This is a genomic window from Pseudomonas sp. 14A (assembly GCF_018132745.1).
In the GTDB taxonomy this organism is placed as follows: Bacteria; Pseudomonadota; Gammaproteobacteria; order Pseudomonadales; family Pseudomonadaceae; genus Aquipseudomonas; species Aquipseudomonas mercuritolerans.
On sequence record NZ_JAGRQJ010000001.1, the window covers coordinates 405,453 to 430,456 of the forward strand.

Below are 25,004 nucleotides of genomic sequence, written 5' to 3' on the forward strand. Positions count from 1 at the left end.
CAGTAACGGACAAAATACAGCGATCTGTCCTACAACTTCTCCAGAAGCCATGAACTGTGCCCTGCTCGGGCTCGATGCTAATTTGCCTGACGATCTCGGAGGGCAAATCTTGGACATGAAGAAATTTCTGACGCTGGGCGTAATATCTGCAGTTCTCTCAGGCTGTGGCAGTGTCTCGACCGTTTTACAGGGCGACGCCGATGCTGCCCGTGACCTGCGCAAAAAGAAGACCTACTGCCAATCGATTCCGCGCATCTACAGTGGTCTGGCCTTCGATTTTTGCACTCTGAATGCGCCGCCTGATCCTACGGGAATGCTGGCGCCGTTTGTTTTGTTCGATCTTCCGCTGTCCGCCGTGTTCGATACGCTTTCGCTGCCTTACACGGTATATCGGCAGATTACCGATTCAAATCTGAGTATTTACTGGCGCAGAGACGGCTATTGAGTCGTTGAACCTGTTGATTCGGACCAATCGTGCAGGTGGCAATTCGCACAAGGTAATTCCCGTCATGTTTACGCTATAATCCCGCCCTTTAGCTGCCACTCGCCCTGTGCGAGGGCACATCAATTTTCAAGGCGCATCGCGCCTGCATGCAGACTAAAGAGGCTAGACCCCTGTGGCATTGACGATTCTTGGCCTGTCCGGCGCCCTTAGCCATGATCCTTCCGCAGCGTTGTACATCGACGGCAAGCTGGTCGCGGCGGCTGAGGAAGAGCGCTTCGTACGCGATAAACATGCAAAGAACCGCATGCCCTACGAATCGGCGAAATTCTGCCTCGAGCAAGCCGGCATCAAGCCGTCCGACGTTGACGTGGTAGCGATTCCATTCGCTCCGATCAGCCTGTTCGGCAAGGCCCGCTGGCACTACGCCAAGCGCTACTGGTACGCCCCGGATCGTGCTCTCGATGCGATCCTGATGGGCAACCGTCGCTACAAGCGCTATCGCAACAAGATCGTCTGGTGCCTCGAGCAACTGGGCTTCGATCCGAAGAAAATCAAGATCGAGCCGGTCGAGCATCACCTGGCTCACGCCTCCAGCGCTTATCACTGCTCCGGTTTCAAAGAGAAAACCGCGATCCTCGGCATCGACGGTAAAGGCGAATACGCCACGACGTTCTTCGGTTATGGCGAAAACGGCAAGATCCACAAGATCAAGGAATTCTTCGATCCGGACTCCCTCGGCGGTCTGTACGGTGCGATCACCGAGTTCCTCGGTTTCGAGATGCTCGACGGCGAGTTCAAGGTCATGGGCATGGCGCCGTACGGCGATGCCAGCAAGTACGATTTCTCCCGTCTGGCCTCGTTCGAAAATGGCGAGCTGGTGATCAATACCGACTACGCCAACGTCATCGGCCTGCGTCGTTATAAAGAAAAGGGCAAAGGCTTCTACTTCTCGCCGAAGCTGATCGAGTGGCTGGGTCCGAAGCGCGAAGGCGACATCGCTGATGAACCATACATTCACTACGCCGCGAGTATGCAAGCGCTGTTCGAGAAGCTGGCTTTGCAGATGATCGACCACTATCTGGGCGACGTCCTCAAGGAAACCGGCAAGCTGGCTTTCGCTGGTGGCTGTGCGTTGAACGTCAAGCTCAACCAGAAAATCATCGCGCGCGACGACATCAAAGAGCTGTTCGTGCAGCCTGCGTCCGGCGATGCCGGCACCGCAGTCGGCGCTGCCGCTTACGTGTCGCATGCCCGTGGCGTACCGGTCGAGAAGATGGAACACGTCTACCTCGGCCCGTCCTATAGCAACGAAGACGTGATTGCTGCGTGTGCCCGCCACGAGAACAAGCCGACCTGGCGCAAGCTCGACAACATGCCGGAGCAGATCGCCCAGATCATGGTCGATGGCAACCCGGTCGCCTGGTTCCAAGGCCGTATGGAATTCGGTCCGCGCGCGTTGGGTGGTCGTTCGATCATCGGGTGCCCGAGCGTGGCCGGTGTCGCCGACCGCATCAACCACCAGATCAAGTTCCGCGAGCGCTGGAGGCCTTTCTGCCCGTCGATGCTCGACACCGTCGCGCCGCAGATGATCAAGATCGATCACCCGGCGCCGTTCATGACCTTCACCTTCGAAGTCGCCGAAGAATGGAAAACCCGCGTGCCGGAAGTCGTCCATGAAGACGGTACTTCCCGGGCCCAAGTGCTCAAGCGTGAGTACAATCCGCGCTACTACGACATGATGAAGGCGCTGGAAAACCTCACCGGTAACGGCGTGTCGCTGAACACTTCGCTCAACCGCCGTGGCGAGCCGATGATCTGCTCGCCGACCGACGCGCTGAACATGTTTTTCGGCTCGGATCTGCAGTACCTGATCATGGAAGACATCCTGGTGGTGAAAGAGGGCGCGAACGCTTATGACTCGTTCGGCTGAACGCCATGTGCTGCAGTTCTGTCACGGCTATGACGGGCCGTTCCTGGACTGCGCACGGCAGTACGCCAGCCTGTTTGCCGGCACCGGCTATCGGGTGACCACGGTGTTTCTGACCGGGGCGGCCGATAGCGAGGTGGCCGCAGCGTGTGCTTCCGATGAAGTGTTGTTCATGGAGTACAGCTCCAAGGCCATCCGTGGCTTGAAACTGGGGGCTATCGGCGATTTGCGCAAGATCGTCGCCTCACGCAATTTCAGTCTTTGCATCGCCCATCGCTTCAAACCGATCTACATCGCCTTGCTCGGCACCTCGCTGCCGGTCATTGGCGTGCACCACGCATTCGGCGATTACCAGCGCGGCACGCGCAAGTTGTTCGCGCATATTTTCCGCAAGCGCCTGAGCCTGCTCGGGGTGTCGGATGCGGTGCGTGACGACATGCGTCACTGCCTGCCGAAGTGGCCGACGAGCCGAATCCAGACGCTGTACAACCGCATCGATGTGCCTGCACTGCAAGCCCGTCAAATCCCGGCTGAAGAAGCGCGTCAGATCCTCGGGCTGTCGCCGGATGCCTGGATTGTCGGCAACGTCGGCCGCCTGCACCCGGACAAGGATCAGGCCACATTGCTGCGCGGGTTTGCCCAAGCGCTGCCAGGCCTGCCGGCCAACAGTCAGTTGGTCATTCTCGGCAGCGGTCGCCTGGAACCGGATCTCAAGGCGCTGGCCCGTGTGCTGGGGATTGCCGACCGAGTGCTGTTTCTCGGTCAGGTGCCTGAAGCTCGCAACTACTTTCGCGCCTTCGATGTGTTTGCCCTGAGCTCCGATCACGAACCGTTCGGCATGGTGTTGCTGGAGGCCATGGCCGCTGGCGTGCCGTTGCTGGCCACCGCCTGCGGCGGGGCGAAGGAGGTGGTGGAGGGTGTGGGCATTCTGTTTCCGCTGGGCGATGCCGAACATCTGGCTCAAGGGCTGCAACACTTGGCCGCGATGGATGAGCCGCAGCGTCGTCAATGTGCGCAGATGATGCTCGAGCGACTGCATGAGCGTTTCTCCGACCGTGCGGTGCGCGAGACCTTCTGGCGCCTGCCGCCAGTTACCGATCTGGCAACGAGGGGCTGATGCTCAACCGATTTCAAGGCTGGCGCGAACGTGGCTGGTCGCCCGTTGACGCCTCGACCTATGCCACTGCCTGGCAGCGTTATGGCGGCAGTGTCGCAACGCATCCGCTGGTCATCGAGCGCTTGGCGGACCTGGCCGGGATCCCGGTGCGTTATCTGGCCTGGCAGCAGCAAGGCGACATCAAAGCCTCCATCGCTACCTGGGGTCGCGATCTGGCGCTGTCCAAGGACGCGCTCAAGCGCCATGGCAAGAAAGGCCTGTTCGACCTCGGCAATGCCGAGCTGATCCTGCCGGGCGCCGTTGATGCCCAGGCACCGCTGCGTCATCGGGCGCGCTATCTGTCGGCACTCAACGAAGGCCGTTTCAGTGGCCTGAAGTTGCAGGCAGAACAGCTTGCCATGGCCCGCACCCCGGAAGAATTGTCGAAAAAGTTCCGCTACAACCAGCGTCGCGAATTGCGCCTGCTGGAAGAAGCGGGCGGTGTGGTGCGAGCGGTCAGCGAGTTCTCCAGCGTCGAGCTGGCCGCGATGTATTGCGATCTGTTCCAGCGCCGCTGGGGTTTTCCGGCCACCGGCGCGGCGCGCATGGCCGAGGTCATCGAGTTGCTGCGCGAGCTGTTGATCGGCTCGGTCATTTTCCTCAACGATGCGCCGATTGCGATTCAACTGGTCTACCGCGTCGAGGCGCCGGAATGGATCAGTGTCGAATATGTGAATGGCGGCGTTGATCCCGAGACCCGTGAGTTCAGCCCCGGCAGCGTGCTGAGCTTTCTCAATACGCAAAGCGCCTGGGAACATGCACGGGCACTCGGCAAGCCGCTGCGTTTTTCATTCGGTCGCGCTGATCGTGAATACAAGGACCGCTGGTGCAACCCTGTGCCAGTGTTCACCGTATGAGCCAGACCATGAGCCGCAAACAGCAATTGCTCAAGCGCCATCGACGCAACAAGCGCGTGGCTGTGTTGGTCGCGCTGGCCGCCATCATCGCACTGAGCGTACTGGTTGCCTGGTGGCTGGCCCCGGTGTTGCTGATTGGCGGCTGGATCGCTCATGAGGCGTGGTTTGCCGATCATCTGTTCTATGCCCCGAGCGACGATTATCAGTACAGCTTCCCGCCCTATACCCCGCAACCGAAGGTTCATCTGCACGGCGAGCAGTTGCGTCTGGATGAAGGTGTGATGCTGGCCGACGACGCGACGCTGATCCTGGCGGTGCGGGTCAAAGGCACCTGGCTGGGACGCTTCTTCGATCCTCGGGTCGAGTTGTCGGGCGGCGCCAATCCTGACGTGCAAACCTTTGAGCGCGGTGTCCGTGGCCTGCGCTACCTGAACCTCAGCGGGCAGGCGCAAGCGTTGTCCGAAGGCGTGTTGCGCCTGCGCGGACGCTTCTGTCGCGTATCGGGAGAGCCGGTGCTGTGGGCGCTGGAGCACGCCGAGTATCGTCACCAGCGGGTCATGGTCATTGCCCCTCACGCGGATGATGCGGAGCTGGCGGCGTTCGGTTTGTACAGTCAGGCCGAAGAGGCCTGGATCGTCACCCTGACCGCTGGCGAAATCGAGGCCGAACATTACCAACAGATGGGCATGAGCAAGGTCGACGCCGCGCGGCTCAAGGGACGTTTGCGCGCCTGGGACAGTCTCACGGTTCCGCAGTGGGCCGGTGTCGCCCAAGAGCGTTGCGTGCAGTTCGGGTATTTCTGCCTGCAACTGGCCGCGATGCGTGACAAGCCGGAGCAACCGGTGGGCTCGCGCGAAGCGGATTTGAGCGATACCCGCCTGTTCCGTCAATTCAATCCATTTGTGCTCCCGGGTGACGCCGACGGCGCGCCGACCTGGAACAATCTGCTGGCCGATCTGCGCGAAACCATGCTGCGCGCGCGTCCAGAGGTCATCGTGCTGCCGCACCCGGCGCTCGACCCGCATCCTGACCACATCTGCGCGCAGCAGGCTGTGCTTGAAGTGTTGAAAGGTCTGGACTGGCAGCCGACGCTGCTCGGTTATGCCAACCACCTGCACGATAACGATCGGTGGCCGATGGGTAACAGTGGTGATGGCGTGGCGCTGCCGCCGGCCTTTGATGCTGGCGTGCCGGTGCAGCCTGTATGCCTGGCGTTGTCGGTGGCGCAGCAGCGTGACAAGGCCATGGCCCTGGGGATGATGCATGACCTGCAGCCGCCCGCGCCGTTCAAGCGCCGCTTGCGTCGTGGCTTGCAGCGATTGCTGGCAGGGCGCTCCGGTTCGCCTTATGGCGAGAACGAATTTTTCCGCAAGGCGGTTCGGCGACATGAACTGTTCTGGCGTTTGTAACGACACAGGCGCCCGCGCAAGACCTTCTTGCGGGCGGGCATGTTCAGGTTTGCTCGGGTTGCTGTTGCGGCAAGGAAGACAATGAAAGTTCTATTTCTGGTGCAGAAAGATCAACGGGCCATACTCGATCGTTTGTACGAGGGTGTTGCAGCCCATTGCGATTGCGATTTGCGCTGGTTGAGTGGTGACGAGCAGCGCAATCTGCGTCGATATTTCCGCCGCGAAATCGATGTTTCGCGCTATGACCGCATCGTGTTTTTCTTGCGCTTCAAGCAGGAGATCCGTCAAGTCGGGTTTATTCGCACCATCCCCAATCTGGTGATTCTGGAGCACGACGCCTATCAGAATTACATCCCCTGCAAATACACTGGCAAGTTCAGCGCGCACTACCGCCGCTTGCCGTGGGCACGCGTGATCAGTTCCGGTTTCGTGGTTGCCGAGCGTCTGCGCTCGGAGGGCTTCGACGCCGTGTTCGTGCCCAAGGGCTACGATCAGACGCAATTGCAAGACCTGGGGCGCGAGCGGGATATCGAACTTGCCTTCGTCGGCAGTACCAACAGTGTGGCCTACAGCGGTCGCAAGGCACTGCTGGATGAATTGGGTCAGGTCGAGCCGCTGCTGGTAACGCGGACCAAGTCAGGGGCTGAATATCTGGAAACGCTCAACCGTATCCGCTTTTTTGTCAGCGCGGACGTGGGCATGGGCGAGTTCATGATCAAGAACTTCGAAGCCATGGCTTGCGGCTGCGTCCTGCTGGCCTATGATCAAGGCGCCGCCGAAGGCGCGGCGCTGGGTTTGCAGGACATGCACAACGTGGTGTTCTATCAGACGATCACGCAGTTGCAGGAAAAACTGGCCAGGCTGCGCGAAGATCCGCAACTGGCGCAGCGCATCGCTGACAACGGTCGTGAGCTGGCGGTACGTCAGTTCAGTTTTGCGCGGATCGGTCAGCGCATCGTTGAAGAGCTTGAGCCACCGCTGCGTGAGCGGGCGCCGCTGAGTGTGCTGGAAAAAATCCGCCTGAAACTGGGCATTTGACAAGTGTCATATAGCCAGTGATATTGCTGGCGACTTCTGATTAACGAGATTTCGGTGCAATTTTCCAAAGAAAGCCAGATTACATTGGTGGTTACCAGCTGCGGTCGACTCGATCTGCTCAAGACCACTCTCGACAGCTTCGACCGATACAACACGGCACCCATTCGTGAAGTGTTCATCACCGAAGATGCCGGCGACGAAGGCGTTGCCGGGATTCTGCCTGCGCACTGGAAAGAGCATTGCACGATCTTCGTCAATCGTCCGAAGCTGGGCCAGTTGGCATCGATCGACCTGGCCTACGGGCAGGTCACTACGCCTTATATCTTCCATTGCGAAGACGACTGGGAGTTCTACCGTCCGGGGTTCGTGGAAGACTCCATGACTATTCTGGAGGCCCGGCCGGAAATTCTGCAGATCTGGTTGCGCAGCTATAATCACGATCTGCGTGTTCACAGCCCTTATATCCATTTGGGCGCGCGCGAGATTGTCGATGGCGTCGCGTGTTATCCGCTGATTTCCGACAAGCCGGAGTGGCAGGGGTTCTCGCTGAACCCGGGGTTGCGCCGACTCGAGGACTATCGGTTGTGTGCACCTTTCGCCGGGCACGGTGGCGAAAAGGCCTTGTCACAGCGCTACTCGCAATTGAACAGGGACGCCTTGATCCTCGAGGCAGACGCGGTCATGCACACCGGTTTCGGCCTGCATGTGCAAACGGATGTCGAGCGTGAACGCAAAGCGCGCCGCAATCGCCGCGAACAGATCAAGTTCGCCCTGTTTCTATTGCTGGGAGTCTGCATTGGCTGGTTCATCAACTGAGTTCGAGTACGCCGCAGCTTGTCCCCGCAAATCCATGCAACGGCTTTCTGCCCGATGAATATCCTGAATATCATGTGGGCCGGTGGTGCTCCGTTCGCATCAATCCATAAAGTGCACCAGCAGATATTGTCTCAGGCCTCGCCTTCGGCGGAGGTCAAGACCTGGCTGCTCCAGGGGCAGGGAACCGAGTGCGGCGTGGACGTCGGCGAGGTACGGGAGTGGCAATTATCGTCGGCCCGCCTCAAAGGCCGGCATTTCTGGCGCTTCGCCAGACCCTTGATGCGGGCGAGGTTTCGCCAGGCGCTAGTGGACAGCGACGCTCGATTGCTGCTGCTGGACGGCATGGGGGTGGCACGCACGTTATTGCCGGTCCTCAAGAGTCTGCCAGACATCCGCGTCGTGGTGATTTTCCATGGCTCGGCACGTCTGAATGCCGGCGATCAGGCACTTTTTCAGGCATTGCCGGCGTCCCGGCTGACATTGGTTGCTGTCTCCAGCACCCTTGCCGATTCGCTGGCTCATGATCTGCAGATGCCTGTCACTCCGTTGCGAAGTGCGTTCGATCCGGAGGCATTTCGCGCTGAGCTGTTCACCCGCGAGCAAGCCCGGGCACGGTTGGGATTGCCGCAAGGCGATACGCCGGTATTGGGCGCGGTGGGGCGGCTGGTCTCCGAAAAGGGTTTCGGCTATCTGCTTGATGCCTTTGCTGCAGCACTCGACACCCGCCCGGACTTGCGCCTGGTCATTATTGGTGAGGGCTCCAAACGTACGGCCCTGGAGCAGCGCATCGAAGCGCTTGGCTTGCATGGGAAGGTCTTGCTGACCGGGCATCTGAACGAAGCAGCGCAGCTTTATCGTGCATTCGACTGGGTTGCCATACCTTCGTTGGAAGAGGGCTTGGGGCTGGTCATGCAGGAGGCGGTGATGGCCGGCGTACCGGTGCTGTGCAGCGATCTGGAAGTGTTCAGCGAACAGCTGGGCAGCGCTGGCTGGTATGCCCCGGTCAATGACACGCAAGCATGGTCCGAGGCCATTGACCGAGCCTTCAGTGCCTCATCTCGGGCGATCAATGCCGAGCAATACCGGATGCTTGCGCCGGACGAGGCCTGGTCGAGCTTCAGCCAGGCTGCCCGCGCATTGTTTTCATGACGACAACACTGCGCGCTCCAGTGCCTGCATCGGAAAGCTGTCGTTCAGCTTCTCGCGCGCAATATAGCGGGCGAAATGTTGCAGGTTGCGTCTGATCAAGCGTTCGGGCAACGGTCCACGGGTAAAGCGCATGTCGGCGACATCGATCAGGCCCATGCGGTTGTCTGGTGTGACGACGATATTGCCAAGATGCAGGGAGCGGAAATAGATGCCCGAGCGGTGCAGGCTGCGTATCAAAGCGGCCAGATCCGGCAATGCCTGCTTCCAGTCGAACCCTTGTTCGCTGGCTATCTGCCGCAGCGTTTGTCCTGGCAGAGGCTGATACAGCACGGCGGTCATGCCGGGTTTCTCGAGGCGGAAGAACTGGAGAATCTGCAACGTCGGTACGCCGAGCTTTTGCAGTTCGACGGCATTGTCGATGAATCGCTTCGAATAGGGGCGAAACAAAGCGGATGAAAAAAACCGTTTGCGACGGAACAGTTTAAGAATTTTTCCATCCTGCAGCAGGTAGACTTTCGGCCCGTAGCTGTCCGCTTCCAGCACTTTGGCAGCGTCGATCATTTGGTCTAGAGCGGCTTGTGAAAGCCGGGAGCATCGCATCGTAGGAAGCCTTGTCGAAAGTGCGGGGTGTTGTAGCGGGCAATGATGCCGAAAAGTTTCGATTTTAACCATGCCGCGTCGCATGGGCGAACCCTTGTCAGGAGCAGATTGATGCAGGAAACACGCTGGGCGCAACTATGGATGGCGACAGGGCTCTTGTGGTTTCTACTGGCCATTGCCGTAGCGCCCACCAACAAGGTCTACCAACAAGGGCTGGTCGCTCTCGTCTGGTTGCCGGCGCTGTTGCTGTGTTGGCCGGCGCGCCATCGCGTCATGGCAGTGCTCCATGAGCAACGCTGGATCTACCTGCCAATGCTCGGTCTGCTGATCTGGTCGCTGATCAGTCTGGCATGGACAAACGCACCTGAGCCCGGCCGCGAAGCCAAGCGCCTGTTGTACATCGTGGTGTTTCTGCTGTTTTTTCCGGTGTTTGCCAATGGGCGTCCCGAGCGATTGATCCGCATCATGCAGTGGGGCGGGCTGGGGCTGGCAGTGACTGCGCTGGTGGCTATCGTCAAGTTCTACGGCATAGAAGGCAACGTCTGGTCCGCCCGGGTGGAAGGGCTGGGTGAGCTGGCGCATCCGATCCTCGGTGGCTATGTGATCGGTGTGGCGGCTGTGTGGCTGGCATTGTGGGCGCCCCGCGGTGTGATATGGCAAGTGATCTATGCGTTGGCGCTGGCGGTGCTGGGCACATTTGTGCTGATGAGTCAGAGTCGTGGTGCGGGATTGGCATTGTTTCTCACCATCCTGGCCATGCCGATGTGGTGCCGTGACCGCCACAGTCGCATCGTCGCGGCCGTAGCTCTGGTGGTGGCCATGCTGGCGCTGTGGTTTTTCGAACCATTGGTTCTGGCGCGCGGGGTCTCGTATCGTCCGCAGATTCTGATGGCCTCTCTGGATATGATCGCCAAACATCCCTGGGGTGGGTTGGGCCTGGGTGGGGACTATCGGGTTTTCTGGTCGGGCATGACTTTCGACCACGCCCACAATCTGTTTACCCACGTCGCAATCGTGCTGGGTCTGCCGGGACTACTGTTATGGGCTGCCGTCTGGTTCGGCGTGATTCTCCAGGCTTGGAAAGTTCGCGAGACCCTTTATGCCCGTGGGGTTATCGGTATCTGGCTGTTCTCGACACTGGCGATGCAGTTCGACGCTGCCAGCCTGACCGGCACCCCTCGTGCCGAGTGGTTCATCAGCTGGCTGCCGTTGGGGCTTGCCAGCGTTTTGGTATGGGCGCGGGCCAATGGCGGCGCTTGTGATAAAATTTCGCGTTCTTCTTAACCAGTGAGCTCTACGATGACTGACGCACCGCCCAAAGCGGAACAGGAATCCAGCCTGAAAATCTACTTTCGGCTGTTGGGGTACGTAAAACCCTATATCGGTCTTTTCCTGCTGAGTATCGTGGGCTTCGTGATCTTTGCTTCCACGCAACCGATGCTGGCCGGGATTCTCAAGTATTTCGTCGATGGCCTGAGCAACCCTGAAGCGGTGCTCTTCCCCAATGTGCCCTATCTGCGAGACGTGCAGCTGTTGATGGCTGTGCCGTTGCTGATCATCCTGATCGCCGCGTGGCAAGGCCTCGGCTCGTTTCTCGGCAACTATTACCTGGCGAGGGTTTCGTTGGGGCTGGTGCATGACCTGCGTATCGAATTGTTCAACAAGCTGTTGGTATTGCCCAACCGCTATTTCGATACCCACAACTCGGGTCATCTGATCTCGCGCATTACCTTCAACGTGACCATGGTCACCGGCGCCGCTACCGATGCCATCAAAGTGGTGATCCGCGAAGGTCTGACCGTGGTCTTCCTGTTCGCCTATCTGCTCTGGATGAACTGGAAGCTGACCCTGGTGATGCTGGCGATCCTGCCGGTGATCGCGTTCATGGTCGGCAACACCAGCAAGAAATTCCGCAAGCAGAGCAAGAAGATTCAAGTGGCCATGGGCGATGTCACTCACGTCGCTTCCGAAACCATTCAAGGCTATCGGGTCGTGCGCAGTTTTGGTGGCGAGGCTTATGAGCAGCAGCGTTTTGCGGCGGCCAGCCAGAGCAACACCGACAAACAGTTGCGCATGACCAAGACCGGCGCGGTGTATACGCCGATGCTGCAGCTGGTGATCTATACCGCCATGGCCGTGCTGATGTTCCTGGTGCTGTTCCTGCGCGGTGATGCAACGGCCGGTGATCTGGTGGCCTACATCACGGCCGCGGGCCTGCTGCCGAAACCGATCCGGCAATTGTCCGAAGTCAGCTCGACCATCCAGAAAGGCGTGGCCGGTGCAGAAAGCATTTTCGAGCAACTCGACGTTGAACCGGAAATCGATACCGGCACGATCGAGCGTGATCGGGTCAGTGGCCACCTGGCGGTGAACAACCTCAGCTTCACTTACCCGGGCACCGAACGGGAAGTGCTGAAAAACATCAGCTTCACCGCATCGCCAGGTCAGATGATCGCCCTGGTCGGGCGTTCCGGCAGCGGCAAATCGACGCTGGCCAGTCTGATTCCGCGTTTCTATCACCACGAGACCGGCGAGATTCTGCTCGATGATGTCGAGATCGAAGATTATCGCCTGCGCAATCTGCGTCGCCATGTGGCACAGGTCACTCAGCATGTAACGCTGTTCAACGACACCATCGCCAACAACATCGCTTACGGCGATCTGGCAGGCGCGCCTCGGGAAGATATCGAGAAAGCCGCCCGGGACGCATTTGCCATGGACTTCATCGCGCAGATGCCCCAGGGCCTCGATACCCAGGTCGGCGAGAACGGTGTGCTGTTGTCTGGTGGACAGCGTCAGCGTCTGGCGATCGCCCGGGCGCTGTTGAAAAATGCCCCGCTGCTGATCCTCGACGAAGCGACGTCGGCCCTCGATACCGAATCAGAGCGGCACATTCAGGCGGCACTCGACCATGTCATGAAGGGCCGCACCACGCTGGTGATTGCCCACCGTTTGTCGACCATCGAGAAGGCCGATCTGATTCTGGTCATGGATCAGGGCGAAATCGTCGAGCGCGGCACGCATGCCCAACTGCTTGCCCACAATGGCTACTATGCGCGTCTGCATGCGATGGGCCTGGATGCCCCGGCCGAAGACATTGCCTGATCTGCAGACCAGGGTGAGCCAGCCTCACCCTCGTGTATTCCCGGTGTGCGCGATCCTGTTAATATCGCGCCCCTGTTCATTTTGTATGTGGGTTGCTCCATGAAATTGTCGATGCCGCGATTCGATCAAGCCCCTGTCTTGGTGGTCGGCGATGTCATGCTCGACCGTTACTGGCATGGCGGAACCTCACGGATTTCCCCTGAGGCGCCGGTGCCGGTGGTCAAGGTCGAGCAGATCGAAGATCGCCCGGGCGGTGCCGCCAACGTGGCGCTGAACATTGCCGCGCTGGGTGCACCGGCATCACTGGTGGGCGTGACCGGCGATGACGAAGCCGCCGACAGCCTGAGCAACAGTCTCAAGGGCGCCGGCGTGCGCGCCTTGTTTCAGCGCATCGCCCATCAACCGACCATCGTCAAACTGCGGGTCATGAGCCGGCACCAGCAACTGCTGCGTATAGATTTCGAAGAGGTGTTCGCCACCGATGCGCTGGCACTGGCCGCGCAGGTCGACGAGCTGCTGGAAGGCATCAAAGTGCTGGTGCTGTCGGATTACGGTAAAGGCGCGCTGAAGAATCATCAGACGCTGATCCAGGCCGCCCGTGCCAAGGGCATTCCGGTGCTGGCCGATCCGAAGGGCAAGGATTTTTCGATCTACCGCGGCGCCAGCCTGATCACGCCGAACCTCAGCGAGTTCGAAACCATCGTCGGTGGTTGCGCCGATGAGCACGAGCTGGTGAGCAAAGGCGCCGTGCTGATGCAGGAACTCGACCTCGGCGCACTGCTGGTGACCCGCGGCGAACACGGCATGACCTTGTTGCGCCCGGATCATCCGGCGTTGCACCTGCCGGCCCGCGCCCGCGAAGTGTTCGACGTGACCGGTGCCGGCGATACGGTGATTTCGACATTGGCGGCAGCCATTGCCGCTGGCGAAGAACTGCCGCACGCGGTGGCGCTGGCCAATCTGGCGGCCGGTATCGTCGTCGGCAAGCTTGGTACAGCAGCGATCAGCGCCCCGGAGCTGCGCCGCGCCATTCAGCGCGAAGAAGGTTCGGAGCGAGGTGTGCTGGGTCTTGAGCAACTGCTGCTGGCGGTTGACGATGCCCGTGCGCACAACGAGCGGATTGTCTTCACCAATGGCTGCTTCGACATCCTCCATGCCGGCCACGTGACCTATCTGGAACAGGCCCGCGCTCAAGGCGATCGTCTGATCGTCGCGGTCAACGATGACGCCTCGGTCAGCCGCCTGAAAGGCCCGGGCCGGCCGATCAACAGCGTTGATCGACGCATGGCGGTACTCGCCGGTCTCGGCGCGGTGGACTGGGTGATCAGCTTTTCTGAAGGCACGCCGGAAAACCTGCTGCGCGAGGTCAAACCGGATGTGTTGGTCAAGGGCGGCGATTACGGCATCGATCAGGTAGTCGGCGCCGATATCGTTACCGCTTACGGCGGCACCGTGAAAGTTTTGGGTCTGGTGGAAAACAGCTCGACGACAGCGATCGTGGAAAAGATCCGCGGCCAATAAGATCAAAAGATCGCAGCCTGCGGCAGCTCCTACAGGGAAATACATTCCAATGCAGGAGTTGTCGAAGGCTGCGATCTTTTGCTTTCAGGAATTCACTTTCTTGCGCGGTACGATTTTCTTCAGCAATTGCCTGGCCTTGCCGCGCAGGCGTGCCAGTCCAGTGGCCTTCTCCGCTGGCGTCAGGCCCTGTTGGCGCAACCAGTCCTTCCAGCGAATCCGCTCATCGCGCACCAGCCAGCCATCCTGTCGGGCAAAGCTTTCAGCCAGATACAGACCGCGCGTACTCGCCGGATACAGTTGATCCTTTTTCAGGGTATACAACTCAGGCAGCGGCTGACCGTCGTGCAATGGCATCAAGTACAGGTCAGGCCGTTTGCGATCGAGCCGCGCCACCAGTTGATCGCCTTCCAGACGCTCATCGACATGAAACAGGCTCAGGGATTTCGCTTCCTTGGGTACGTCCAGGCGCAAGTCATAGATCAATTGCAGTGATGCCGTCGGCAAATGCACGTAGGCCCGTGGCCGCTCCAGCAATTGCAGGTTGGCGCAGCGCACCGGCCGTGCGGATCCGGACAATGGCGTAAGGCGGAACGGCAGCGCTTCGCGGTAATGCAGCGCGGCGGAGTAGGGCGCAGGCAGCCAGGTGTCGTTGAAACGCCCGCCGAGCCAGCCTTCCGGGGTTTCCAGCAGACACTCTTCGGCAATTTCCTGAATCGCTGTGTGCAGCGGAATATTCAATTCGTGGGCCGGCACGTAGCCGGAAATCAGCTTCAGTACCACGTCGCCGCGATCCTGCCGACGCTGGCGCACCAGCACCCAGTAATCGCGGTTCTGCCAATGCAGGGTCAGGCGCACGGACACGCCGAGGTTGGCCAGTTCCAGGGCGAAGCGCTCGCTGTCGGCGACGCTGACCGGTTTACGCCGTTGCAGGGTCTGGGCGAAATTCAGCGGCATGCCGACGCTCTGATAGCTCAGGCCCTCGGGCGTGGCTTCGACGAACAGCGGCAGCGTCTTGAAGTTGCTCGGGTTCTTGCGGATGAGCGTGCGCGGCATATCGGCTCCTGCTTAAGGCCGCGGGGCGGCGTCAGTGACCACGCAGGACCTGGGCAACGGTCGCGGCGTTATGGGCGAGGTGCAGCGGATTGATGGTGCCGACAATAGCACTGGCGACGCCGGGCTGAGTGAACAGCAACTCGAAGCTGGCGCGCACCGGATCGACTCCCGGACTCAGACAGACATGACCGCTGGCCAAGGCTTTTTTCACCAGAATCGCTTTGCCGTGGGCAGCAGCATAGTCAATGACCGCCTTTTCGTTTTGTTCGTTCAGATTGTAGGTGACCATCGCACAGTCGCCTTGCTCCAGGGCTTTCAAGCCGCCTTCGACGGTTTTGCCGGAAAAGCCGAAGCCGCGAATCTTGCCCTCGGCCTTCAGCGCCGCGAGGGTGACGTACACCTCTTCGTGCTCAAGGATGGCCATGTCGTTGCCGTCCGAGTGCACGAGGACCAGGTCGATAAAATCCGTTTCCAGACGTTGCAGGCTGCGTTCGACCGACATCCGTGTGTGCGCGGCGCTGAAATCGTGACGCGACAGGCCATCGGTAAACTCTTCGCCGACCTTGCTGACGATCACCCAATCCTGACGCTGACCGCGCAGCAGCGGGCCAAGGCGTTCTTCGCTGCGACCATAGGCCGGTGCGGTGTCGATCAGGTTGATTCCCAAGTCGCGCGCCTGGCGCAGCAGCATGCGCGCCTCGTCATCGCCGGGGATCTGATAGCCGTTGGGGTATTTCACCCCTTGGTCGCGGCCGAGTTTGACCGTGCCCAGACCCAGCGGCGACACCGTCAGGCCGGTGCTGCCCAGCGGGCGATGCAGTTCGTGCAGGGTGGCGATGGTCATGGCAGCAGTTGCTCCCACGCGGGTACGCCGAGCGGTGGTTTCGGCAGCGGCGGCAGCGGTTCAGTCGCCTGCGGCTGGATGCCGTCGTGTTGCAACGAAGCGATGACGCGGTCGGCGAAGTCCGGCGCCAGTGCCAGTTTGGTCGGCCAGCCGACGAGCAAGCGACCCTCCTCGGCGAGGAAAGCGTTGTCCGGGCGGGTAAGGCCGCTTTGCAGCGGCTCGGCGCGGTCGACGCGCAGGGTTGCCCATTGCGTGGTGCTGAGGTCGATCCATGGCAGCAGCTGGGCGATTTCCTTTTGCGCGGTGGCGATCTGTTCGGCCGGCTCGCGGGCCACGCCTTCGCTTTCGGCAATGTCGCCGCCCATGTACCAGACCCACTGACCATCAGCCGCCGGATGCGTGGTTACGGTGATGCGTGGCTTGGTGCCGCCGCCCAGGCAGTGCGCGTACAGCGGTTTCAAGCCGGGGCCCTTCGCGAGGATCATGTGCAGTGGTCGGCGCTGCATGGCCGGGCGACTGAGGCCCAACGCTTCGAGCAGTTCGGCCGTGCCGGCGCCAGCACTGAGGACGATGCGCTGGGCGCGGATCTCACGCCCATCGACTTTCAGGCCGACCAGCACACCGGCTTCCAGCAGCGGCTCGATCACCTTACCGGCGAGCAGACCGTCACCGGCCAGCTCGGCCAGACGCTGGATCAGGCTCGGCACGTCGACCACCAGTTCGGCGAGGCGATAGACCTTGCCCTTGAAGCGCTTGTCTTGCAGGGCCGGCGGCAGTTCATCGCCCTTGACCTGATCGACCCGGCCACGCACGGCTTTACTGGCGAAGAAACTGGTGAGATTGCCGGCCAGTGTGCCTGGCGACCACAGGTAATGAGCTTCGGACAGCAGGCGCACGCCGGACAGATCCAGCTCGCCAGTCCCGGCCAGCGCCTCGCGCCAGCGGCGCGGCATGTCGGCGATGGCTTCCGAGGCGCCAGTCAGCGCACCGTGCAGCGCGTATTTGGCGCCGCCATGGATGATGCCCTGGGACTTCACGCTCTGCCCGCCACCGAGGCTGGCGCTTTCCACCAGCACGGTCGAAAAACCCTGACCGCGCAGGCGCGCATTCAGCCAGAGGCCGGCGACACCAGCGCCGACAATCAGAACGTCGGTGGAAATAACGGATGGCATGCAGCGACCTCGGAGCTTGAAGAAGCCGCAAGTTTCAAGCTTCAAGCTGCAAGCTGCAACCCGGACCAGCAAATCAGCAATGCTTGCGGCTTGCCGCTTGAAGCTTGCTGCTGCTTTTTAATGCCCGGCGGTTTTCGAAAACAGCTGAATCACAACGACCCCCAGCACGATCAACGCCATCCCCAGCATCGCCGGTACGTCGAGTTTCTGCCCGTAAATGAACAGAGCGGCGACGCTGACCATGACAATGCCCATCCCCGCCCAGACCGCGTAGGCAACGCCCACCGGTACGGTGCGCACCACCAGCGTCAGCATCCAGAATGCGATCCCGTAGCCGACAATCACCAGAATCAGCGGCAGCGGCGTGCTGAAGCCCTTGACCGCTTTCATCGAAACGGTGGCGATCACTTCGGCGCAGATGGCGATGGCCAGATAGACGTAGGCGTTCATGGTTTCGATCCTCAAATAAATCGTTGCTTGCTGAGGTGACATTCTAGGGACTGCTCAGATGGGGTAAAGTCATTACCTATCTGTTCTGAAGATGGGTTGGAAGCAATCATGCAATGGAATCTCGAGCAGCTGCGTGTATTTGTCGACGTCGCTGAACAGCGGTCTTTCTCCGCCGTGGCGCGGCGACAACGCAAGGCGCAATCGGCGATCAGCAGTGCTGTTGCGATGCTCGAAGAGGATTTGGGCGTGAGCCTGTTCGAACGCAGCAGCGGTCGGCAGCCGATGCTCACCGAGGCGGGCGCGGCATTGCTGGAAGAGGCCCGTGAAGTGTTGCGCCAGTGCGAGCGCCTCAACGGCAGGGCCATGGCGATGCTGCGCGGCCAGGAGGCGCAATTGCGAGTGGCCCAGGACGAGGCGATGCCCTATCAAGCGCTGGTGGAGAGTTTCGGCGAACTGGCCGAGCAGTTTCCCAGCCTGGAAGTGCAACTGACCAGCGCCGCCCAAGGCGAAGTCGCGCGCAAACTGGTCGAGCGTCGCGCTGATCTCGGCCTGCTGTTCTATCACGATGAAATCCCCGAAGCCCTTGAGCGCCGCGTGCTTGGCCGCGTCGAAATGCTCACGGTCTGCGGCGTCAATCATCCGCTGGCGCAGCAGGCTTACGTGACGTGCGAGCAACTGGCGCAGCACCGGCAACTGCTGATGTCGACGCAGACCAGCGTCTATCCCGGCAACGAGCCGGCCAGCCCGCAGGTGTGGCGCGCCGACAGCTTTTACGTGATGTCCGAATGGCTGGTGCGCGATCTCGGCTGGGCGTGGTTGCCGCGCCACGTTGTGCAGTACTCGGCGTATCAAGGCCAGATGATTGAGCTCGACAGCGAATGGACGCCGCCAGCGCTGGTGGTGGAACTGGTCTGGCGCCGCGACGAACCGCTCGGCCCGGCCGCGCGCTGGCTGGCGGAACGTTTTGCCGTGCACTTGCGGGCGATCGGCGACAAAAGCCGATAAACTCCGCCGCCATGAATAGAACTCTCTACACCGCGCTGTTTTACCTGGGGCTGCCATTGGTGGCGATTCGGCTGTGGCTGCGCGCACGCAAGGCGCCGGCCTATGCCAAGCGCATTGGCGAGCGCTTTACTCTTGGCATGCCGACCTTGCAGCCCGGCGGCATCTGGGTGCACGCGGTGTCGGTCGGCGAAAGCATTGCTGCCGCGCCGATGATCCGCGCGCTGCTGGAGCGCTATCCGACGCTGCCGATCACCGTGACCTGCATGACCCCGACCGGTTCGGAGCGGATTCAGGCACTGTTCGCCAACGAGGCGCGCATTCAACACTGCTATCTGCCGTATGACTTGCCTTGTGCGGCGGCACGTTTTCTTGATCGCGTGCAGCCGAAACTTGCGGTGATCATGGAAACCGAGCTGTGGCCCAACCACATTCATCAATGTGCCAAGCGCGGAATTCCGGTGGCGTTGGCCAATGGACGGTTGTCCGAGCGTTCGGCGCGTGGTTATGGCCGCTTCAGTAAATTGACCGCGCCGATGCTGGCTGAGATGAGCCTGTTCGCCGTGCAGACCGAAGCCGAGGCCCAGCGCTTCCGCGATCTCGGCGCGCGTTCGGAAACCGTTGAAGTCACCGGTTCGATCAAGTTCGACCTGACCATCGACCCGCAACTGTTGCAGCGTGCAGCCGATCTGCGTAACCAATGGCAGGCGCAGGATCGCCCGGTATGGATCGCCGCGAGCACTCACGAAGGCGAAGACGAAGTGGTGCTTGACGCCCATCGTCGATTGCTTGCCAGCCATCCCGACGCGTTGCTGATTCTGGTACCGCGTCATCCCGAGCGCTTCAATTCGGTGTTCGAGCTGTGCCAGCGCGAAGGTTTCGCCACGGTACGTCGCTCGACCGGGGCCAATGTCGATGCGCAGACGCGCGTGCTGCTTGGCGACACCATGGGCGAGTTGCTGTTTCTCTATGCCCTGGCCGACAGCGCATTTGTCGGCGGCAGTCTGGTGCCGAATGGCGGGCACAACCTGCTCGAACCCGCCGCGCTGGCGAAACCGGTACTCAGCGGCCCGCACCTGTTCAACTTCCTCGACATCGCCGCGCAGTTGCGCGAAGCCGGGGCGTTGGCCGAAGTGGATGATGCCGAAGGCCTCGCAGTCGAGGTGCAGCGCTTGTTCGAACTGCCGCGTGATGCGCAGCGCATGGCCGAGGCCGGGCTGGCGGTGATGCGCCGCAATCAGGGCGCGTTACAGCGGCTGGTGGATGGCTTGGCGCGGCTGATCCAATAATCGCCTGGAATATTACCGTGGCGAGGGGATTCATCCCCGCTGGGGTGCGAAGCAGCCCCAAAACCATTCAGCGCGGTGATTCAGTCAGATCTGGCAAGCCGGATTTACGACTGCTGCGCAGCCGGACGGGGATAAATCCCCTCACCACAGGGGATTCATCCAGATTGTTTATGGCCGGGCCTTACTGTGGCGAGGGGATTCATCCCCGCTGGGTTGCGAAGCGGCCCCGAAACCATTCAGCGCGGTGATTCAGTCAGATCTGGCAAGCAGGATTTACGACTGCTGCGCAGCCGGACGGGGATAAATCCCCTCACCACAGGGGATTCATTCAGATTGTTTATGGCCGGGCCATACTGTGGCGAGGGGATTTATCCCCGCTGGGTTGCGAAGCAGCCCCAAAACCATTCAGCGCGGTGATTCAGTCAGATCTGGCAAGCAGGATTTACGACTGCTGCGCAGCCGGACGGGGACAAATCCCCTCACCACAGAGGTTCATTCCGATTGTTTATGGCCGGGCCATACTGTGGTGAGGGGATTTATCCCCGCTGGGTTGCGAAGCAGCCCCAAAACCATTCAGCGCGGTGATTCAGTCAGATCTGGCAAGTCGGATTTACGACTGCTGCGCAGCCGGACGGGGATAAATCCCCTCACCACAGGGGATTCATCCAGATTGTTTATGGCCGGGCCTTACTGTGGCGAGGGGATTCATCCCCGCTGGGTTGCGAAGCGGCCCCGAAACCATTCAGCGCGGTGATTCAGTCAGATCTGGCAAGCAGGATTTACGACTGCTGCGCAGCCGGACGGGGATAAATCCCCTCACCACAGGGGATTCATTCAGATTGTTTATGGCCGGGCCATACTGTGGCGAGGGGATTTATCCCCGCTGGGTTGCGAAGCAGCCCCAAAACCATTCAGCGCGGTGATTCAGTCAGATCTGACAAGCAGGATTTACGACTGCTGCGCAGCCGGACGGGGATAAATCCCCTCACCACAGGGGATTCATCCAGATTGTTTATGGCCGGGCCATACTGTGGCGAGGGGATTTATCCCCGCTGGGTTGCGAAGCAGCCCCAAGACCATTCAGCGCGGTGATTCAGTCAGATCTGGCAAGCAGGATTTACGACTGCTGCGCAGCCGGACGGGGATAAATCCCCTCGCCACAGGGGGTTCATTCCAGATTGTTTATGGTCCGGCCTTACTGTGGTGAGGGGATTCATCCCCGCTGGGTTGCGAAGCAGCCCCAAACCATTCAGCGCGGTGATTCAGGCAAATCTGGCAAGCCGGATTTACGACTGCTGCGCAGCCGGACGGGGATAAATCCCCTTGCCACAGGGGATTCATCCAGATTGTTTATGGCCGGGCCTTGAGCTGCGCTTCAGCCGCCGACGCCAGATCCGGCGGCAGGAAGTCCTTGTCCGGGTTGTAGTCGGCTTTCAGATAGCGCCGCAGATCTTCCAGGTCACCCGGATTCAGCGTTCCCGCCGCCTGCTTCAGGCGCAGGTTGTCGAGGATGTAGTCGTAGCGGGTGTTGTTGTAGTTGCGCACCGAGGTGTACAGCTGGCGCTGCGCGTCGAGCACGTCGACGATGTTGCGTGTGCCGACCTGATAACCGATCTCCGTGGCTTCCACCGCGCTCTGGTTGGAGATGATCGACTGGCGGCGCGCCTGCACCTGCTCGACGTCGGTGTTCACCGCGCGGTGCAGATTGCGGGTGTTTTCCACCACTTGCCGGCGCAGCGATTCGCGCTGCTGTTCGCTCTGATCCAGTTGCGCATAGGACTGACGCACTTGCGAACTGGTCAGCCCGCCGCTGTAGATCGGGATGTTCAGTTGCAGGCCCAGGGTGCTCTGCTCGACGTTGCCGCCATAAGGCGCGCCGAACGAGTTGGGGTTGGCGAAGCCGAGGGCGTCGTTGTCGCCTTTCTCGTATTTCGCCACGGCGTCGAGAGTCGGCAGGTGGCCGGCCTTGCGCTGCTTGAGCGTCTGCTCGGCGGAGCTGACCGCGTAGTTGCTGGCGAGCAGATTGAGGTTCTGCCGCGCCGCCGTGTCGACCCAGGATTTCGCATCGTTGGGCGCCGGCGGCAGGATCGGCAGCGTGTGGACGATGCCCTGAATCGAGTTGTACTGACGGTTGGTCAGGGTGATCAACGCCTGGAACGCATCATCGACCTGACGCTGGGCGACGATACGGTTGGCTCGCGCGGTGTCGTAACTGGCTTGCGATTGCAGCACGTCGGTCTTGTCCGAGAGGCCGACATCGAAACGCTCGTTGGACTGGTCGAGCTGACGTTTGAACGCCGCTTCTTCAGCCTTGGTCGAGGCCAGATTGTCCTGGCTGCGCAGCACGTTGAAGTAGCTTTCGGCCGATTGCAGGATCAGGTTCTGTTCGGTCGCCGACAGTTGCAGCGCGGCCTGTTCGTTGACGTCCTTGGCTGCTTGATACTGGAACCAGCGATCGGCGCGGAACAGCGGCTGCGCGAGTGTCGCCTGGTAGGAATGCGCGCTGCGGTTGGCGATGGCCGAGGGTTGGTCGATCGAGGTGCGCACGTCGGCGACTTCGGCGCCACCGGACAGGTTCGGCAGCAGACCGGCGCGGGCCTGGGGCACCACTTCTTTTTGCGCGCCATACTGGGCGCGGGCCGCCGCGAGGTCGGCGTTATTGTCGACCGCTTCCTGGTAGACGCTGACCAGATCGGTTTTGGTCGACAAGGGTGCTTCCGCTGCCCAGGCCATTGTGTTGGACGCACAGGACACGGCAACAGCCAGTGAAAGTTTGCGCAGCATGAGGCGATCCCTAGCATGAATATTATGGAAGTAATCCGGGCGCCAAAGGTAAGGCGCAGCCCGCACAGCGTCAAGGCTGAGCAGGCCAAGCGAGTGTAGTTGCGCATTGCTCCGGCAACAATCGGCCAGCCTGGGTATTTACGCCATTCATCATGGCGTTTGCTGCGGTGTTGGCGTTCCTCGGTGGTTGTGTCTAGACTGGCCGGGTTCTTGTCGGGGTGCCTTGCTATGAGGCTGAGATCGAATAATTTCGGATCCCGTTGAACCTGATCAGGTTAGCGCCTGCGTAGGGAACAAGATTTCTCGTCACCCGGCGAGTCCTCTTGTGCTTCGTCCGGGATATTGTTCGACAATCGAACGCCATGACGAATGCACAGCACCGGTCCTGGTGCGTCCGTGCCTTTCAGGTTCTGCTCCGACAATCCACTGCTGGATGCTGTCTGGAGAGCCTGTGATGACAACAAAAGAAAAAAACGCGATCAACCTGAGTGACTCGGCCAAGGTCGACGAGCAATCGGTCAAGCCGTTCACCCGTTCGCAAAAAGTCTACGTTCAGGGTTCGCGCCCGGACATCCGCGTACCGATGCGCGAAATCAGCCTCGATGTAACCCCGACCGATTTCGGCGGCGAGATCAACGCCCCGGTCACGGTCTACGACACCTCCGGCCCGTACACCGATCCGAACGTGGTGATCGACGTGCGCAAAGGCCTCGGCGATGTGCGTTCGGCGTGGATCGATGACCGTGGCGACACCGAGCGCCTGCCGGGCCTGAGTTCGAACTTCGGTCAGCAGCGTCTGGCCGATGCCGAACTGACCAAACTGCGCTTTGCCCACGTCAACAACCCGCGCCGCGCCAAGGTCGGGGCCAACGTCAGCCAGATGCACTACGCGCGCAAAGGCATCATCACTGCCGAGATGGAATACGTCGCCATCCGCGAAAACATGAAGCTGCAAGAGGCCCGCGCGGCTGGCCTGCTCAAGCAGCAACACGCCGGCCACAGCTTCGGCGCAAGCATTCCGCAAGAAATCACCGCGGAATTCGTCCGCGAAGAAATCGCTCGCGGCCGCGCGATCATTCCCGCCAACATCAACCACGTCGAACTGGAACCGATGATCATCGGCCGTAACTTCCTGGTGAAGATCAACGGCAACATCGGCAACAGCGCCCTGGGTTCTTCGATCGAAGAAGAAGTGGCGAAACTGACCTGGGGCATTCGCTGGGGCTCGGACACGGTGATGGACCTGTCCACCGGCAAACACATTCACGAAACCCGCGAGTGGATCATTCGTAACTCGCCGGTGCCGATCGGTACCGTGCCGATCTATCAGGCGCTGGAGAAGGTCAACGGCGTCGCTGAAGACCTGACCTGGGAGCTGTTCCGCGACACCCTGATCGAACAGGCCGAGCAGGGCGTCGACTACTTCACCATTCACGCCGGCGTGCTCCTGCGCTACGTACCGCTGACTGCCAAACGCGTGACCGGCATCGTCTCCCGTGGCGGTTCGATCATGGCCAAGTGGTGCCTGGCGCACCACAAAGAGAACTTCCTCTACACCCACTTCGACGAAATCTGCGAAATCATGAAGGCCTACGACGTCAGCTTCTCGCTGGGCGATGGCCTGCGTCCGGGCTCGATTGCCGACGCCAACGACGAAGCGCAATTCGGCGAACTGGAAACCCTCGGCGAGCTGACCAAGATCGCCTGGAAACACGACGTGCAATGCATGATCGAAGGCCCGGGCCACGTGCCGATGCAGTTGATCAAAGAGAACATGGACAAACAGCTCGAATGCTGCGACGAGGCGCCGTTCTACACCCTCGGCCCGCTGACTACCGACATTGCGCCGGGCTATGACCACATCACTTCCGGTATCGGCGCGGCAATGATCGGCTGGTTCGGTTGCGCGATGCTCTGCTACGTGACGCCGAAGGAACACTTGGGCCTGCCGAACAAGGATGACGTGAAAACCGGGATCATCACTTACAAGATCGCCGCGCACGCGGCGGACCTGGCCAAGGGACATCCGGGCGCGCAGATTCGTGATAACGCACTGAGCAAGGCGCGTTTCGAATTTCGCTGGGAAGACCAGTTCAACCTCGGCCTGGACCCGGACACCGCGCGCTCCTATCACGACGAAACCCTGCCGAAGGATTCGGCCAAGGTCGCGCATTTCTGCTCGATGTGCGGGCCGAAATTCTGCTCGATGAAGATCACCCAGGAAGTCCGCGAGTATGCGGCCAACCAGCGCATCGACGCGGTCGACGTGGACGTCGCCAAAGGTCTGGCGGAGCAGGCCGAGCGGTTCAAGAAGGAAGGCAGTCAGCTGTACAAGAAAGTCTAGCCACAAGCGGCAAGCTACAAGCTGCAAGATTAGAAGCAGTCCG

Annotated in this window: 20 protein-coding genes and 1 riboswitch; of the genes, 14 read left to right on the top strand and 6 right to left on the bottom strand. The window is 60.6% G+C overall.

The annotated features are described in order from the left end of the window. Positions 1–115: 115 nt before the first annotated feature. The 8 genes from PS14A_RS01655 (at position 116) to PS14A_RS01690 (ending at position 8,797) form a co-directional block, all read left to right on the top strand. On the top strand, positions 116–445 hold the full coding sequence (locus tag PS14A_RS01655) for a YceK/YidQ family lipoprotein (RefSeq protein WP_212615186.1): 330 nt from the start codon (positions 116–118) through the stop codon (positions 443–445). A 172-nt stretch (positions 446–617) separates the two neighbouring features. Then, positions 618–2,375, top strand: coding sequence for a carbamoyltransferase (locus tag PS14A_RS01660; protein ID WP_130912190.1), 1,758 nt, complete (start codon positions 618–620; stop codon positions 2,373–2,375). Beyond that, positions 2,359–3,489 (top strand): glycosyltransferase, encoded by a 1,131-nt coding sequence (locus tag PS14A_RS01665; RefSeq protein ID WP_212615145.1) that lies wholly within the window; start codon positions 2,359–2,361, stop codon positions 3,487–3,489. Before PS14A_RS01660 ends, PS14A_RS01665 begins: the two co-directional genes overlap by 17 nt. Next, positions 3,489–4,385, top strand: a complete 897-nt coding sequence (locus PS14A_RS01670) for an antimicrobial resistance protein Mig-14 (RefSeq protein WP_137215171.1) — start codon at positions 3,489–3,491, stop codon at positions 4,383–4,385. The genes PS14A_RS01665 and PS14A_RS01670 overlap by 1 nt, the downstream gene beginning before the upstream one ends. Before the next feature lie 8 nt (positions 4,386–4,393). Further along, positions 4,394–5,794: a PIG-L family deacetylase gene (locus PS14A_RS01675; RefSeq protein ID WP_212615146.1), complete on the top strand. Its 1,401-nt coding sequence runs from the start codon at positions 4,394–4,396 to the stop codon at positions 5,792–5,794. Positions 5,795–5,875: 81 nt separating this feature from the next. Then, positions 5,876–6,832 (top strand): glycosyltransferase, encoded by a 957-nt coding sequence (locus tag PS14A_RS01680; protein ID WP_212615147.1) that lies wholly within the window; start codon positions 5,876–5,878, stop codon positions 6,830–6,832. 54 nt (positions 6,833–6,886) lie between these two features. Next, the gene (locus PS14A_RS01685) at positions 6,887–7,648 is read left to right on the top strand and encodes a glycosyltransferase family 2 protein (protein ID WP_130912194.1); all 762 of its coding nucleotides are present in this window, start codon (positions 6,887–6,889) and stop codon (positions 7,646–7,648) included. 54 nt (positions 7,649–7,702) lie between these two features. After that, positions 7,703–8,797: a glycosyltransferase gene (locus tag PS14A_RS01690; protein ID WP_130912195.1), complete on the top strand. Its 1,095-nt coding sequence runs from the start codon at positions 7,703–7,705 to the stop codon at positions 8,795–8,797. Here PS14A_RS01690 and PS14A_RS01695 read toward each other — a convergent pair. Then, positions 8,792–9,358, bottom strand: a complete 567-nt coding sequence (locus PS14A_RS01695) for a toluene tolerance protein (RefSeq protein WP_249121125.1) — start codon at positions 9,356–9,358, stop codon at positions 8,792–8,794. The genes PS14A_RS01690 and PS14A_RS01695 overlap by 6 nt on opposite strands. A gap of 150 nt (positions 9,359–9,508) precedes the next feature. Here PS14A_RS01695 and PS14A_RS01700 point away from each other — a divergent pair, with 150 nt between their 5' ends. The 3 genes from PS14A_RS01700 (at position 9,509) to hldE (ending at position 14,023) form a co-directional block, all read left to right on the top strand. Beyond that, positions 9,509–10,681, top strand: a complete 1,173-nt coding sequence (locus PS14A_RS01700) for an O-antigen ligase family protein (protein ID WP_137215175.1) — start codon at positions 9,509–9,511, stop codon at positions 10,679–10,681. Between the two features lie 15 nt (positions 10,682–10,696). Next, positions 10,697–12,502, top strand: coding sequence for a lipid A export permease/ATP-binding protein MsbA (gene msbA, locus PS14A_RS01705; RefSeq protein ID WP_016771984.1), 1,806 nt, complete (start codon positions 10,697–10,699; stop codon positions 12,500–12,502). Between the two features lie 99 nt (positions 12,503–12,601). After that, entirely contained in the window at positions 12,602–14,023 is a 1,422-nt protein-coding gene (gene hldE / locus PS14A_RS01710) for a bifunctional D-glycero-beta-D-manno-heptose-7-phosphate kinase/D-glycero-beta-D-manno-heptose 1-phosphate adenylyltransferase HldE (RefSeq protein WP_101156451.1), read from the top strand. Positions 14,024–14,107: 84 nt separating this feature from the next. On the opposite strand, the gene PS14A_RS01715 is transcribed toward hldE, so the two are convergent. From PS14A_RS01715 to PS14A_RS01730, 4 genes are all read right to left on the bottom strand, one after another. Continuing rightward, positions 14,108–15,076, bottom strand: coding sequence for a hypothetical protein (locus PS14A_RS01715; protein ID WP_024011335.1), 969 nt, complete (start codon positions 15,074–15,076; stop codon positions 14,108–14,110). Positions 15,077–15,107: 31 nt separating this feature from the next. Continuing rightward, on the bottom strand, positions 15,108–15,920 hold the full coding sequence (locus tag PS14A_RS01720) for an aldo/keto reductase (RefSeq protein ID WP_212615148.1): 813 nt from the start codon (positions 15,918–15,920) through the stop codon (positions 15,108–15,110). Further along, the gene (locus PS14A_RS01725; RefSeq protein WP_212615149.1) at positions 15,917–17,092 is read right to left on the bottom strand and encodes an FAD-dependent oxidoreductase; all 1,176 of its coding nucleotides are present in this window, start codon (positions 17,090–17,092) and stop codon (positions 15,917–15,919) included. Before PS14A_RS01725 ends, PS14A_RS01720 begins: the two co-directional genes overlap by 4 nt. 117 nt (positions 17,093–17,209) lie before the next feature. Continuing rightward, the gene (locus PS14A_RS01730) at positions 17,210–17,542 is read right to left on the bottom strand and encodes a multidrug efflux SMR transporter (protein ID WP_016771980.1); all 333 of its coding nucleotides are present in this window, start codon (positions 17,540–17,542) and stop codon (positions 17,210–17,212) included. A gap of 108 nt (positions 17,543–17,650) precedes the next feature. Here PS14A_RS01730 and PS14A_RS01735 point away from each other — a divergent pair, with 108 nt between their 5' ends. Continuing rightward, positions 17,651–18,547, top strand: a complete 897-nt coding sequence (locus PS14A_RS01735) for a LysR family transcriptional regulator (RefSeq protein ID WP_130911113.1) — start codon at positions 17,651–17,653, stop codon at positions 18,545–18,547. 11 nt (positions 18,548–18,558) lie between these two features. Then, entirely contained in the window at positions 18,559–19,833 is a 1,275-nt protein-coding gene (waaA, locus tag PS14A_RS01740; protein WP_212615150.1) for a lipid IV(A) 3-deoxy-D-manno-octulosonic acid transferase, read from the top strand. Between the two features lie 1,350 nt (positions 19,834–21,183). On the opposite strand, the gene PS14A_RS01745 is transcribed toward waaA, so the two are convergent. Continuing rightward, positions 21,184–22,617 (bottom strand): TolC family outer membrane protein, encoded by a 1,434-nt coding sequence (locus PS14A_RS01745; RefSeq protein ID WP_016771977.1) that lies wholly within the window; start codon positions 22,615–22,617, stop codon positions 21,184–21,186. Between the two features lie 204 nt (positions 22,618–22,821). After that, positions 22,822–22,927: riboswitch (TPP riboswitch) on the top strand. Positions 22,928–23,071: 144 nt separating this feature from the next. Here PS14A_RS01745 and thiC point away from each other — a divergent pair. Continuing rightward, positions 23,072–24,961 carry a phosphomethylpyrimidine synthase ThiC gene (gene thiC, locus PS14A_RS01750; protein ID WP_137215181.1) on the top strand — a complete coding sequence of 630 codons (1,890 nt, stop codon included), beginning with the start codon at positions 23,072–23,074 and terminating at the stop codon, positions 24,959–24,961. Positions 24,962–25,004: the final 43 nt, after the last annotated feature.